Here is a 14,948-nt window from a genome sequence, read left to right on the forward strand (position 1 = left end):
AAACGGGTGGTTTTTGGGATTGCCATGATCATGATTTGAAACTTGCTTGGTCTGCTTGCCGTTTCCATCATAATAGTTTCTGTCAATCCCGCCCTTGGTATTTTCTCTTTGGGTAATGCTGTTGGGTTCGCCTGTAAGGTCAGTCCTTTTAACGATTCTTACAGGGGTACCTTTTGCGTTTGTAGTCATATTCATTATACCACTTCTGCTGCCATTGTCAAGCCCTGATTTCGCCTTCCTCTCCGCCCAAACCGTCTTGCTCGACTTGCTCCTGTCATACCCATAAACCTGAGTGCGGTCATTGTGCTGTTTAAGCCCCGTCTCCTTGCAGTAAACGGAATACTTCTCCTTTTGGTTTCTGAGCCGCAAGGAAGCCTTCTGCAAGCCCTCAGTGTCGCCCACCTCCTGCAGCATCATACATTCCCGCTTGGCGGCTCTGATGCCCCGTTCCATAGCTCTCTGCTGCTGAAACTGCATATACCGCCTGTCATTTTCCTCTTTTGGATAGGGGAAATATCTCTGAAAGTTGATGCCAGGAACGAACGGATATTGAACGTGCCCGCAGTTTATGCCGAAAAGCCCCGCAGGCTGACCGTAGCTCGTTTCCGAAAGGGGAGTGTAATATATCTTGCCGCCTGCTCCGTCCGTGGTCACACCCTTTGAACCGTCACGGCTGAATATCCTGCCCTGATATGGGGCACAAAGAGGACGTGCGCCCATATGGGAAGAAACCTCTATGAGCTGAATATTATACTCGTCACAACGTGCATTCTGTGCAGCCCTCGCTGTATTCCCCAGCGTTGACCGCATATCCATCATAACATAAGCCTCGGGAGACCATTCACGCCCACGCTTGTCAACGAAAGCGGGAATGCCCTTTTGAGCAAGCTCCCGTATGGTTTTCCTTGTTGCTTCCTGCAATGACATCTGCCCCGATACAGCCTTTGCCGCACCCTTGCCCATAATGTCAAGAGCGCCCTGTCTGCCCTCGGCAGTGTCACGATAAATGGCATTCACAGCATTCACATACGCCGATTTTGCCTTGTACCCCATGACCGTGTTCACAAGGTTAAGGTCACTCGCCGCCTGCCGCTGAAACGCCTTGGCCGCACCGAGAGCCGATTCCTCCGCAGGAATGTCCGAGAAATATTCCGACAGCCCCGCAGCATTCGCCGCCTGCACCGCATTGTCAAGATATCCTATCTCAGTCTCAGCCGCCGTCAGAACAGCGTCCATAGCCTGACCGCCCTCGACCTCAGAATATCCCGCAATGATAGCCGCCGCCCGCTTGTCGAAGCGTCCTGCCCTCGCCAGCTGCCTTATCCGCCATTTTGACGTGTCGGAAATATCTCCGTCCCGTGAAAGCTGCGCCGCAATTTCCCGCAGGATATCGTCCTCCATATCCAGCAGCACCCGCACAAGCGGAGCAGACAGCTCGTCATACTGTTCCCTTGTCATTATTCAGCACCTTCAAGAATTTTCTTTGCCTCTTCCTTGGAAACGCCGATAGCTACGGAAATGACGTTTATAGCCTGTCCCAGACTCAGAGCACCCGACTGATACTGCGCCATAACAGCAATAAGGCTCTGTGTCTGTGCACCGTTCAGGGTCTTGCCTGCGGCTTCTTCGGCACTGTCAATGATGTCGTCAGTGCCTGCCGTATCATCAACATTATCACCGCCCGAAGTCACAAACCCCTCACCGTCCGAAACTCCAAGAACAGCACTCTCCGCATTTATCCGTTCAAGCTCTCGCCTTGCCGCCTCTTCATCGCATTTCATAACCTCCATAATGGCAGAAATCTTTGACTTTAGCCCCGCCGTTACAAGACTGATGTTGTTTGCGATAAGCGTGTTGTCATCAATAACAACGCTGTCCTTGAACGCCACAGTGACCTCAAGATCACCGTTCGGGACTTCACCCGTGATCATCGCAAGCCTGAGCACAGCCCTGCACATTTCCTCAATGAACTCAACGAGGAGATTTTTCTGACAGCGTATCGTAACAGCCGTCTTGTTTTCCTCGGAAACCACCTCGGTTGCGGTCTTAACTCCGCCCGCCTTGTCGAATGACAGCGAGCCGGGAGAAAGCCCCACTTGAAAGCACAGAATATTCAGCAGCGCATTTATGCCGTCAACGTGCTCTGAAATTCTCAGCTCCACAGTATTGTCGGTGATTTTCAGGTCCTTGTCCTCATCGCATTTGAGCGCCTGATATACCTCGTCATCAGCATCAAAATACCGCTCTGTCTTACCCGTTTCGGGATTGACCACAGTACGAATGCAGGAGCTTGGCACGATTATTCTCTTCTTTCCGAGAACAAACTCACGGGCAAAGCTGTCAAACGCCACATCAAGGGCTTTGAGCGTGTCCTCGCAGTTTGCAAAGCAGCTGATACCCAAAGGCAGCGCCGTGGGAATGTTGCTTGGAAAATCGGTCTTGAAATACTGAAACAGGGGAGTGTTCATAGCATATGTGAACGTGTCCGCCATATCGGGATAAAGCACCGACAGCGGCACTCTGTCACCCGGAGCATTGGGGTCAGAAGAACGAAACAAAAAGCACTCCACAAGGATATCATCATCCTTGACGGAATGCTTCTCGAATAACGTGTAATAATATTTGCCCTTGGCTGATACCGTGCCGAAAATGCCCTCGGTAATGTCCCTGTTGTCCCATTTCAATGGGTAGAACTGCCGCCCCTCAACAAACGAGAGCCGCACCCTGCCCCGTTCTATGTATTCCCTCAGAACACAGCCACCCTGAGCAAACGCCGCCGAAAGCAGTCGGGGAATGTTCTTCCAGAAGCCCTCACGACAGAGGAAATCAAGGATAAAGTCGTCATATTCCTTTGACCCGCAGGATATGTCCACCTGCTCCGCAAAGCACTTGTGAGAAAATTCATCGCATAAAATCTTTGCCGTGTTCAGCATATTCATCTGCCGCACAGTGCCCCTGTTCAGCCCCGCACGCTTCACCTCACGCCATTTGGGGCGACCCTCGTAAATGTCCTGCCACCTGTCCATATATCCGCTGTAAAAGCCGTTATCCCCGGGAAATTCTTCCTTAAGCTTAAGCTCACGCTTTTTAAGGGCAAGCTCCTCGTGCGCAATATCCTTGCCGAGTATCTGTATTACCCTGTCAAACGCCTTTGTATCGCCCTGAGCAGCACTGAGAAACATAGACATAACAAGTACCATCTCGTTGTCCATATCATCGGGAGAAATGCCGAGAGCTTCAAGCTGCTCCCTGTCATTGGCAGCAGCGGGAAGTTCAAGCAGAGCCTTCATCTTCTGCTTCATATCCTTCTTGCGCCGACGGGTTTCTCCTGAAGCTTTGCCGTCTTTGGAGCCTGCTTCTCTTGCTTCGCTCACGCTTCGTTCAGAAAAAGGAGTTAAATTTTTTTCATTCACGGGTCACCACCTGCCGAAAAATAGGATAAAAAAATCCGCTTACAGCCTTTAACCGTAAGCGGATATAAAAATTCATTATACCCATTTTAGTACAAACATAGTGACATGTCAAGCATTTTTTGAAATTTTCACAAGAGCCTTACCGTGAAGCCTATGTACGTGCCGCACACTGATTCCCATTTTGGCAGCAACCTGTCCCCAAGACTTGCAGTAAAGATAATGCAGGTTAAGCACTTCCCTGCCTCTCGTGCATCATTCAGCACCGCCTTGACTTCCTGCACAGTCAATATGCATCACTCCTTTTTCAGATTTAGGATTTCAAGCAAGCTTCCAAGCACTAACTTTTGGTCGCCATAATTCACCCTGCGTTCCTCAGCTTGCAGTATGCTATCAGATGCCTTGCGGATTCCGATTTCCTGATCAATAGCATCAACGATTTTTGCATTGGACTTAACGGCATCAATAGCAGCCTGCAGCGCTTCTGCGTCCTGGTGGAATATTTTATCATCGCCGTCATCGGTATAATGCCCCTCGGCTTCGGATTTCAGGTCGCCGAGATGTTGTAAGATTTCTTCTGTTTTCACGAATTTTCACCTCCGTCCATCTTTGCCCCGCAGTGAGGACAGAATTTATATGGATAATTTCCAAGGTCGTTACTTGGATTGTGCAACAACTGCAAACTCTATCGTGAAAATATCCCACATTCCAATGTCCGTGCTTCACAGGCGCAACATCATTTTCATTGATAAAATTCCTGCAAGCCTCGGCGTTCTTGTAATTTGCCTCGTCAATGCAGATTTTCTTATGAATGCACTTTTCGCATTTCAGCATTTATCCATTCCTCCGATCTTCTCCCTTATCCTTTTCCCATATCCCTCATCACCCGTCAGCATTCCAACAATATCAGCAGTGCAGCAGGCAATGTGATATATCGTGTCAGCCTTTTCAGCCTCGATTTTAAGCTTATCCGCCTGCTTAATGTTGTACTGATACTGTGCATACATCGAAGTGTACCTCTTGTGCTCTTCAATGTCCTGCATATATTCAGAGAACGCTATACGTTTCATACGTTCAGTAAAATCCTTGGGCATATTTTTGTCAAACTTGTATCTTTTGTAAAGTCTGCGGATACGGTCAAAATATCGGTATTCGGGAGTGGGAAGATTATCAAGATTTATGCTGCCGTCGTATGCCTGATGTATCAGTCTTTTAAGCTCCTGCTCGGTCAAAATTTATCACTCCTTTTGATATTCGGTGTAGGGTTAGTGTATAGGGTGTATGGTTTGATACTAATCACCAATAAAACTATAGACAAAAAATCATCGCATAATCCATATACGCAAGATTATGCTCAATTTTTTGTATAGTTTTTAATTGGTGCTTAGTATGAGGGGTATTTTAAACTTTTATATTATACTATATAATTTATAAAATACTTTTTTATTTAGGGGTAAAGGTATACATCAATAATTTACGGTGAACCTGCTTTGAGGTATCTGACTTAAAGCTATTCCCATATAAACATAGCCTGCTTTTGTACGAAGCTTCGGAAAACTCTTTGACATCTCCATACCAAACTTCGTGCTGCTCATACGATACTCGCAGTATTGCTCACACCATTCTGAATATACCGCAAACAGCTTGTTCGCACTTGCGCTCTCTGCCCCTGCCATATCTTGGCAGATATTGCCAAAAGAAGTCCGTAGATACGTCATCTACGGACTTCTTTTATTTTATAGCTCATTTCAGAAAAAAGCTTGGTTTGAACTCACGATTAAATGTGGTAATGAATTGTTTTGAATGAATTGTTTTGCCTGAATAAATCACAATAATACTAATCTTTAATCGTTCTATAGACAAAGCCGACAGATGAAATAAGACCAGTCTAGGAAAGCGACTGCAGGCGGGCTTGTCGCCCGGCAAGGGAGCTTGACGAAGGATGGGCTTATTTCAGCTGAGGATTTGTCTATAGGTTGATTGAGGATTAGTATAAATTAAGGATTCGGTTAATGTCTTTTGTATTGAAAATAGAGGTAACAGCAAAACCTCCGCCTTCTTTACAACATCAGTAAAGAGAACGGAGGTTTTTCAGAATATCAGCTGCTTTGTCTGAAATTATTGTCCGTGAATATTCTTGCGAAAATCAGACCCAAGGGAAGCGATATGATTATCAGGAAAGCCTTTGTGAGCCACATTCCGCCCGTTGAGATATCATATGAGCCAAGATAATAGATGCCTTTGTACAGGAACATTCCGGGGACCATGATAACTATTGACGGAACTGTAAGGGTTATTCTGGGATAGCCTGCCTTTGATTTCATCGCCGATGCAAGAAGTCCTGCTATCATAGCTCCGATGAATGCAGCAACGCCTGCGGGTATGGGGGTGAAATCAATAAGCTCCAGACGTGTTGTGTTGGCTATCATTCCTATAAGTCCTGCGCAGGCTGCCATTTTGCGCTTACTGTTGAACATGAGTGAGAAGCCATATACTCCGCAGAAGCTTGTGATGATCCTTATGGCCATTTTAACCAGCGGAGCCATCTCCAGCTCGGGGAAATCTGCGGGCGAGAAGTGGAGCAGCAGTGCGACCACCCAGCCCGTTATTGTTGCCATCAGTATTATCAGCAGAGCGTATGTGATGCGCTCCAGACCCGATCTTAGATCCAGCTTTGCAAGGTCGATGCCGCCGGTTATCAGCGGGAAGCCGGGTATCACGAACAGCATGGAGCAGATGTATCCCGACTGATGAACACTGGAGACGTTGAAAATCACCTCAAAAAGCTTGAAAAGCAGCAGGTATGTACAGCAGGCAGCGGCAACACCCGCAGCCACGTTTGCAAGCAGAGTGATGTGGCGCTCCAGCAGCTTTTTTCTGACGTACATTCCCACGCCTGCGCCGAAGAATGCAAGGATCATTTCGACAGGCCCGCCGCCCAGAAGAAATGTAAATCCGCAGCAGGCAAGACCCGATGCCAGGCCCAAATTCCATGCCTTGTAATTGGGCGGTATCTCGGAAATTTTGTCAAGTATCCGATGAAACTGCAGTACCGAGTATTTTGTGACCCTTTCCGCAAAGCCATCCGCAAAATGCTCAAGCTCGTTGAGCTTGTCGGTGTTTACGCCTGTGGTGCTGAGGGTTATCTCATTTGTATATGTATCGCCGTTTTCTATGCAGGTACATTCGATTGTCAGCAGGCCGATATCCGCATTGCACACAATGCCCAGCGCACGGGCTATTTTGTTCATCGAAGCACGTACTCTCCATGCTCCCGTTCCCACCGAAAGCATCATCATTCCCACACGCTCGACCAGCGAGGCTTTTTCCTTAAGAGTGGCGTTCACCGCAGGCTCGTAGTTTTCTTCTCCTACGATCTCATGCCAGTCGATGGACATATGCTGTTTCCTGAATTTGCTCATTGCGTATTATCTCCCATAATAACATTGCAGTATTGCCTCCGCCTCTGCGGAAGCTATTATCAGGTCTATTATACAACTTTCGGGCAGATAAGTCAATCAATGTAAGATTTTCACATTGGTAGCAATGGGTAAATAAACTGTGAATATAATTTGCCTGACCTCTGCAGCTTCTTTGCCTGCCAATTTGCTATTTACAATTCTGGCACGCCGTGGTATAATGTTTATATAACATTCATACGGAAAGGAAGCCGATAATATGAAATTTACCGAAAACAGTACCTCCCGCATTGCAGCTGAGGCTCAGTCGCTTCTTAATGAAATTGCCTCTCTCCCCGAAATGAAGCTGTCAGCTGTGTCAAAGAAATCAGCCATGGCGGTGTTTATGGATATCGTCAACGGATTTATCCGTGAGGGCGCTATGGCTTCCGCACGGATAGAGGATATAATCAAGCCGAATGCAAGGCTGCTCAGTGCCTGCTCTCATGCGGGTATCCTTACCGCTGCTTTTGCGGACTGCCACAAGGAAAATGCGGCTGAGTTTCTTTCGTTCCCTCCCCACTGCATCGAAAATACCTCCGAGTCGGAAGTGGTCGATGAGCTTAAAGCTGCGGGGGACTATATCCTTATCCCCAAAAACTCCACCAACGGCTTTCACGAGAAAAAGTTCAGAGACCTGCTGGAGTGCCACCCCGAGATAGATACATTTATCGTCACAGGCGACTGCACCGATATCTGCGTTATGCAGTTCTGCCTGAGCCTTAAAACATATTTTACCCAGAAAAACGAGGCGGTGTCCATAATCATTCCCGTGAACTGCGTCGAGACCTATGACGCTCCCTATCACAGCAGCGATTTCACAAATCTTGCCGCCTACAAGCTTATGAAGGACAGCGGCATCAAGTTTGTAAGCGCTGTTACAGAGTAAGAATATAAATACAATTTATGAAAGGATATGTGCGTGATGAACGACCGTAATCTTACACTTCTCACAGATTTCTACGAGCTGACCATGGGCAACGGATATCTTGAAAACGGGCTTGCCGATACCGTGTGCTGCTTTGACCTTTATTTCAGAAAAGTCCCCGATAACGGCGGCTTTGCGGTTATGTGCGGACTGGAGCAGGCTATAAACTATATCAAAAAGCTGTCCTTTACAGACGAGGACATTGCATATCTCAGGGACAAGAAGATATTTTCCGAAAAGTTTCTTGATTATCTGAGAAACTTCAAGTTCTCCTGCGACGTGTGGGCTATCCCCGAGGGAACTCCCGTTTTCCCAAATGAGCCGCTGGTCATTGTAAAAGGCCCTGCGATCCAGGCTCAGCTTATGGAGACCATGCTGCTGCTCTGCATAAATCACCAGTGCCTTATCGCCACAAAGGCTGCACGTATTGTAAAGGCTGCTGACGGCAGAGCTGTTATGGAGTTCGGCTCAAGGCGTGCTCAGGGAAGCGACGGCGCTATCTACGGCGCAAGAGCTGCATATATCGGCGGCTGTGCGGGAACTGCCTGCACCATCTCCGACAAGGAAATGGGCACTCCCGCTCTGGGAACCATGGCTCACAGCTGGGTGCAGATGTTCGATTCCGAGCTTGATGCTTTCAGGGCATATGCCAAGTGCTATCCCGATGCCTGCCTGCTTCTGGTGGATACCTACAATGTGCTTAAATCGGGCATACCCAACGCTATCAAGGTGTTCAACGAGCTTAGGGCAGAGGGCCATGAGCCTGCGGGCATACGCATTGACAGCGGTGATATCACATACCTTTCAAGAAAAGCAAGAAAGATGCTGGACGATGCGGGCTTCCCCAATGCAAAGATCTGCATTTCCAACTCCCTTGACGAATATATCATCGAGGATATTCTCCGTCAGGGTGCGTGCATCGACAGCTTCGGCGTAGGCGAGCGCCTTATCACATCAAGGAGCGAGCCTGTTTTCGGCGGAGTTTACAAGCTCACAGCCGTTGAAAAGGACGGGCAAATAATCCCCAAGATAAAGCTTTCGGAAAATGTTACCAAGATAACCACTCCCGATTTCAAGGAGCTTTGGAGATTTTACGACAAGACCACCGGCAAGGCTATTGCCGACCTTATCACCTGCTACGGCGAAGAGGTAGATGACACCAAGCCCTACACCATTTTTGACCCTGAGCACCCTTACAAGAAAAAGACTGTCACCGACTTTACCGCAAAGAAGCTTCTTGTGCAGATATTTGACAAGGGCGAGTGTGTATATGAGTCCCCCTCCGCAACGGAGATACGTGACTTCTGCCGTGAGCAGATAGGCACGCTCTGGAGCGAGGTAACAAGATTTGAAAATCCCCACGAGTATTACGTTGACCTTTCAAAGAAGCTGTGGGACAAGAAAAATGACCTGCTCAACGAAATGAGCGTTTGATATGAAAATTTATATTGACGCAGACGGCTGCCCTGTGGTGGATATCACAGTAAGGCTGGCGAAAAAATATCACGTTGGCTGCGTTATCCTCTGCGACACCTGCCACAGGATAGAGCGTGAGGGAGCGGAAACTATCGTGGTGGAAAAGGGCGCTGACAGCGTCGATTTCAGGCTGGTGAATATGCTTTCGGCAGGGGACATAGCCGTCACTCAGGATTACGGTCTGGCGGCAATGTGCCTTGGCAGGTCGGCGCTGGTGATAAATCAGGACGGAAAGCAGTATTCGGACGAGAACATCTCGGGTCTGCTGGAATTTCGTGCCATAGGCAAAAAGGTGCGCAGAAGCGGCGGCAGGCTTAAAGGCTGCCCCAAGCGCACGCCGCAGCAGGACGAGATGTTTGAAAAAGCACTTGAAGCCTTGCTTATGAAAGGATAATATGGAATATAAATTTTACGGCTGGGAAAGGGCAGATGTTCCTCCCGCAAATGACGAATACAAGGCGATAAAAGACCCGAGAATGCTTTATGATATGCTGTGCGGCATATGGTGCGCAGACACCTGCGCCCCAAGGCTCAGGGACAAGTGGTCGGAGGATAATAAAACTCTGGGTCAGTGCTCAATAACCGCATTCCTTGCTCAGGATATTTTCGGCGGAAAGGTTTACGGCATACTTCGCAGCGGCGGCAATTATCACTGCTACAATGTTATAGGCAACTGCGTTTTTGACCTTACCAGCGAGCAGTTCGGCGATGAAAAGCTGTGCTACGAAAATAACCCCGAACAGCTCAGAGAAGTGCATTTTGCCAAGGAAGAAAAGCAGCTGAGATATGAGTATCTCAGAGACCGCCTGATACTAATCACCAATAAAACTATAGACAAAAAATCATCGCATAATCCATATACGCAAGATTATGCTCGATTTTTTGTATAGTTTTTAATTGGTTCTTAGTATGAAAGAAAAAACAGGAATATGACAACACGCCCCACAGTAAGCCTGCGGGGCGTGTTTTGTCTATATTTCATTACCTGTGCCTTGCAAAGCACTGCAAGAGGGGAGCGGCAAAGGTAAGCCCCAGAGAGATGAGCACCTGCTTGCCGTTCAGAGGAACTGTTCTGAACACGGTCTGGAGGGGCGGAAAATAGATTGCGCCGAATATTGCCGCTGCCGAGCACAGCACCGCAAGTATAAGCTTGGGGTTGTTGAAGTAGGGAACGGTGAAGATGTTCTTTGTCTCGGATTTGCACTCGAAAACGTGGAAAAGCTGTGACATTACCAGCGTCAGCAGCGCTCCCGTGCGGGCGGCTCCCAGACCTGCGCCTGTGCGGAGCATTACCGTGAAGCATGCAAGGGTGCATATGCCGATGAGTATGCCCCTGAAAACTATGCGGAACATAAGTCCGCCTGAGAAAAAGCTTTCGTCCTTGTGGCGTGGGGGCTTTCTCATATTCTCCTCGCCGCAAGGCTCTACGCCCAGCGCCACGGCAGGCAGACCGTCGGTTACCAGATTTACCAGCAGTATCTGTGAGGGCATAAGCACCATGGGCATTCCCGAGATTATGCCGAGAAACATGGTCAGCACCTCGCCTATGTTGCAGGAAAGCAGGTAGCGGACAAATTTGCGGATATTTGCATATATGCCACGGCCCTGCTCCACGGCGCTTACAAGGGTGGCAAAGTTATCGTCCAGCAGCACCATATCCGCCGCCTGACGGGTAACGTCCGTGCCTGTGATGCCCATGGCAACGCCGATGTCCGCCTCCTTTACGGCAGGAGCGTCGTTCACGCCGTCGCCTGTCATGGTGACTATGTGCCCCAGACGCTTGTAGGCCCTGACTATCCTCAGCTTGTCGGCAGGGGAGACCCGTGCAAACACGTTTGCGCCTGCGGCTGCCTTTTCAAGCTCGCTGTCGGACATATTTTCCAGCTCCGCTCCCGTGATGACTGCGCTTTCGGGGGAGTTTTCCCTTAAAATGCCTGCCTGCCTTGCTACGGCGGCAGCGGTGTTCCTGTGGTCGCCTGTTATCATTACCGTCCTGATACCTGCTTCACGGCAGAGTCGGACGGCTTTTTTTGCCTCTTCACGGGGAGGGTCGGACATTCCCATAAGTCCGAGAAATACCATTCCCGAGTCGGGGCTGTTATCCCCCTTGGGCTTGTATGCAAATGCCAATACCCGCAGTGCTGCTGAGGACATTTCGGCGCAGGCATCTTCTATCCTTTTGCGTGTGCTGTAGCCCAGAGGCTTTACGCCGCCTGAGGTAAGTATCTCCGTGCAGCGGCTGAGGATAATATCCGCAGCGCCCTTGGTGTATGATGATGTGTCCCCCGAGGGAGTGCGGACGGTCACGGTCATTCGCCTTGTGTCGCTGTCAAAGGGGATCTCGTCCAAGCGCCTGAAAGCTGTCCTTTCGGCGCTGTGGCTCATTCCGCCCTTGGCTGCGGCAATAAGGAGAGCTGTTTCGGTGGGGTCGCCTGCGGCTGACCATTCGCCGATGTCAGATGTATCGCTTGCAATGCTATCTTGGGTGGCAATATCGCCATTGTTGCAGAGCACTCCGCAGCGGAGCATTTCGCACAGGGGCTTGGAGGACATTTTTGTGACGATATCTTCTCCGCAGCGGATATTTCCCCCACGGCGGTAGCCCTGACCCGAAAAATCGTATTCGCCCTCATCTGTCCACGCCTTGCGGACGGTCATTTTGTTTTCGGTGATAGTTCCCGTCTTGTCGGTGCAGATGACCGATGTGCAGCCCAGAGTTTCCACGGAGTGGAGCTTGTGAACAAGGGCATTTTTGCTGAGCATTCGGTTGACAGCCAGCGCAAGCGCAATGGTGACTGTGGCGGGAAGCCCCTCGGGGATAGCCGCTATGGCGATCGTTATGCCTGTCATGAGCATATCGAAAACAGGCTCGCCCTTTAAAATGCCTGCCCCTGCCACAATGAAGCAGACGGCTATGCAGATTATGGCAACGATCTTTCCCAGCTCTCCGAGGCGCTTTTGCAGGGGAGTTTCCTCGTCCTCGATGTCGGTGAGCATATCGGATATTTTGCCCATCTGGGCATTAACGCCTGTGGCTATGACCTTTGCACGGGCTGTGCCTTTGGTTATCATGGTGCCGCTGTAGATGATGTTCTCCTTGCCTGCGAAGTTATCCTTGTCCGATGTGTTGCCGCAGCGCTTGGCAACAGGCTCGCTTTCCCCTGTTAGAATGCTTTCCTCCGCCATAAGTCCCTTGGCGGTGAGCAGAACTGCGTCCGCTGCCACCTTGTCGCCTGCCTCCACCGAGATGATGTCTCCCGGAACAAGCTGGGAAGCGGGGATAACTGTCATATGACCGTCACGGCAGACCTTTGCACTGGGGGCTGACATACTTTTAAGCGCCAGCAAAGTTTTTTCCGTGCGGTACTCCTGGATAAAGCCCAGTATGGCGTTGAGCATCACTATGATTATAATGGTCACAGCATCCGCAGTTTCGCCGATGAATGCGGATATCCCTGCGGCAATAAGGAGTATCATGACCATAATGTCCCTGAACTGCCCTAAGAATATCCTGAGAGGCTTTGCTTTCTTGTCCGATAGCAGAGTGTTCTCGCCGTATTCCTTTAACAGTGCCGCCGCCTCTTCCGAGGTAAGTCCCATTCCGCCGCCCTGCTTTTTCGGGCGGACTTCATATTCCCGTTCCAATATGCTTTGTGACATATCTGCGTCTCCTTTGGCTGTATGATTATCCTTGGTTGGTAATTTATATGTACGGACAGCCGTTTAAAGAACAGGAGACAAAAAAACGGCTGTTACAGTAAAAACTGCAGCAGCCGATATGTTATACTAATTATTGCGCTTTAGCGGGGGCTTTGTACTTTGCAAGTGTTTTCATAACAGTGTCAAGCACCAGTGGCTTTGCCAGATGGTCGTTCATGCCTGCGCTTTTGCACTTCAGAACGTCCTCCGCAAAGGCGTTGGCGGTCATGGCGATTATGGGGATAGTTTTGGCGTCGGGTCTGTCATACTCTCTTATCGCCTTTGTGGCGGCATATCCGTCCATAACGGGCATCATTATATCCATAAGGATAGCGTCATATGTGCCCTCGGGCGATTGGGTGAACTTCTTCACAGCCTGCTCGCCGTCAGCGACAGTGTCGGTAACTGCGCCTGCGTCTTCAAGGAGATATTTTGCTATTTCAAGGTTAAGCTCGTTATCCTCAACGATAAGCAGCTTCATTCCCGAGATATCCGCCTTGGTCTCGTCATCGGTAAGGGTGTGTACATCTTCCACGCTTGCTATCTCAAAGGGGAGGGACACGGTGAAGGTCGTTCCCACATCAGGCTCGCTCTGTATGTCGATAGTTCCGCCCATTTTGTCGATAAGGGTCTTGACTATTGCCATGCCCAGACCTGTTCCACGGTAGCTTGTGCGGGTGTCGCTTTCTTCCTGGGAGAACGGCTCGAAAATGTGTTCAAGGTAATCCTTGCTCATTCCTATGCCCGTGTCGGCGATGATGCACCTGTAATGAACGGTCTTATCGTCATTGCCTTCAAGCATGACCTTGCAGGATATCTGACCGGAGGGCTTGTTGTACTTTATGGCATTGCTGAAAATGTTCAGGAAAATCTGGCGGACGTGAAGAGGACTGCCGTAAACATACGGATATTGGAACTGAGAGGAGCAGTCGCTGTGAACAAGGGTGATGCCCTCTTCGGCGGCACGCATTCCCGTGATGACAAGCACGTCCTCGGTGAGAGCCTTAAGATCAAAAGCCGTGTGTTCAAGCTTGGTGTTCTCGTCCTCCAGCTTGCTCATTTCCAGAACGTCGTTTATAAGGCTCAGCAGGTGATTTGCGGCTACCATTGCCTTATCACGGTTTTCCTGCTCGATCTGTTCATCATGGCACTTGCTGTTTATTTCAAGGATACCGATTATTCCGTTAAGGGGTGTTCTGATATCATGGGACATTCTTGAAAGAAAACGTGATTTTGCGGCGTTTGCTCTTTCTGCCTCCTGCTTTGCACGCTCAACATCGGCAAGAGCGTTTTTCAGCGCTTCGTTCTCGCTGACGGCGGGTATCATCTTCCTCAGCTTGTTTGTCTGCAGGGCGAACATGAAGAAAACGGTGCTATACACCATGGAAGTCCTGCCTATGCTCCTTATGCCGAAAGCTGCTTCCAGCACCATGGCAACAGTGATATATGCCATCACCAGCAGCATTACCTTTGATTCTATCCTTTTGTCAAAGATATGGGAGCGGATAGCACGTATCATCAGTATGAACATATACAATACGGTTATCACCTGGCAGAAGTAGCCCAGCGGACCTCTGTGGAACACGTTCTGTGCATCATAGCTGTAGGCGATATTCGTAAAGAATGCGGAGAACGACAGTATCACAGCCAGTACCCACGGCAATATCAGCAGCACCTCGTATATTTTCTTGTCTTCCACACGATTTATCAGCTTGATAAGTATGTACGGTATCAGCGGCCGCAGTGAATAGCCCAGGGCGGAAAGAAATATCCGCATATTGGTGGGGTGGTCGTATGATGCGGTAACAAGCTCAAGGTTATATGCTGTAAGCTCCAGCAGCTCAAATATCCAGATATGCAAAAACAGCTTCCTGTCGGGCAGATCCATGGTATCATTTTTTACTATAGTCATCAGCAGGAAAAGCAGACCCATTATAGGGGCAAGATTATTGGCGATGAATTCTTCTGCGGTCAATT

12 protein-coding genes are annotated in these 14,948 nt (G+C 49.3%); 4 read left to right on the top strand and 8 right to left on the bottom strand.

Going from position 1 to position 14,948, the window contains the following annotated elements; translation table 11 throughout:
* From OCV68_RS08585 to OCV68_RS08605, 6 genes are all read right to left on the bottom strand, one after another.
* Positions 1-1,458, bottom strand: a 1,458-nt coding sequence (locus OCV68_RS08585; protein ID WP_262572051.1) for a phage minor capsid protein, incomplete at its 3' end; no start/stop codon positions are given.
* Positions 1,458-3,413, bottom strand: a complete 1,956-nt coding sequence (locus OCV68_RS08590; RefSeq protein ID WP_262572052.1) for a phage portal protein — start codon at positions 3,411-3,413, stop codon at positions 1,458-1,460. The genes OCV68_RS08585 and OCV68_RS08590, both read right to left, overlap by 1 nt.
* Positions 3,414-3,521: 108 nt before the next feature.
* A complete protein-coding gene (locus OCV68_RS14770) occupies positions 3,522-3,647 on the bottom strand; it encodes an RNA polymerase sigma factor sigma-70 region 4 domain-containing protein (protein ID WP_394803506.1) in 126 nt (41 codons plus the stop codon).
* Positions 3,648-3,706: 59 nt separating this feature from the next.
* Positions 3,707-3,997 (bottom strand): hypothetical protein, encoded by a 291-nt coding sequence (locus OCV68_RS08595; RefSeq protein WP_262572053.1) that lies wholly within the window; start codon positions 3,995-3,997, stop codon positions 3,707-3,709.
* Between the two features lie 240 nt (positions 3,998-4,237).
* Entirely contained in the window at positions 4,238-4,642 is a 405-nt protein-coding gene (locus OCV68_RS08600) for a hypothetical protein (protein WP_262572054.1), read from the bottom strand.
* Between the two features lie 867 nt (positions 4,643-5,509).
* On the bottom strand, positions 5,510-6,832 hold the full coding sequence (locus OCV68_RS08605; protein WP_262572055.1) for a threonine/serine exporter family protein: 1,323 nt from the start codon (positions 6,830-6,832) through the stop codon (positions 5,510-5,512).
* Positions 6,833-7,088: 256 nt separating this feature from the next.
* Here OCV68_RS08605 and OCV68_RS08610 point away from each other — a divergent pair, with 256 nt between their 5' ends.
* From OCV68_RS08610 to OCV68_RS08625, 4 genes are read left to right on the top strand one after another with little or no spacing between them, the layout of a single operon-like run.
* A complete protein-coding gene (locus OCV68_RS08610) occupies positions 7,089-7,757 on the top strand; it encodes a cysteine hydrolase family protein (protein ID WP_262572056.1) in 669 nt (222 codons plus the stop codon).
* Positions 7,758-7,793: 36 nt separating this feature from the next.
* Positions 7,794-9,230, top strand: a complete 1,437-nt coding sequence (locus OCV68_RS08615; protein ID WP_147621954.1) for a nicotinate phosphoribosyltransferase — start codon at positions 7,794-7,796, stop codon at positions 9,228-9,230.
* Between the two features lies 1 nt (position 9,231).
* Positions 9,232-9,666, top strand: a complete 435-nt coding sequence (locus tag OCV68_RS08620; RefSeq protein WP_262572057.1) for a YaiI/YqxD family protein — start codon at positions 9,232-9,234, stop codon at positions 9,664-9,666.
* A 1-nt stretch (position 9,667) separates the two neighbouring features.
* Entirely contained in the window at positions 9,668-10,162 is a 495-nt protein-coding gene (locus OCV68_RS08625) for a YunG family protein (protein WP_262572058.1), read from the top strand.
* Between the two features lie 91 nt (positions 10,163-10,253).
* Here OCV68_RS08625 and OCV68_RS08630 read toward each other — a convergent pair whose 3' ends face one another.
* Positions 10,254-12,932, bottom strand: a complete 2,679-nt coding sequence (locus OCV68_RS08630; RefSeq protein ID WP_262572059.1) for a cation-translocating P-type ATPase — start codon at positions 12,930-12,932, stop codon at positions 10,254-10,256.
* Between the two features lie 130 nt (positions 12,933-13,062).
* Entirely contained in the window at positions 13,063-14,946 is a 1,884-nt protein-coding gene (locus OCV68_RS08635) for an ATP-binding protein (RefSeq protein ID WP_262572060.1), read from the bottom strand.
* Positions 14,947-14,948: the final 2 nt, after the last annotated feature.

The sequence above is a fragment of the Huintestinicola butyrica genome (assembly GCF_025567215.1).
Lineage (GTDB): Bacteria > Bacillota > Clostridia > Oscillospirales > Ruminococcaceae > Huintestinicola > Huintestinicola butyrica.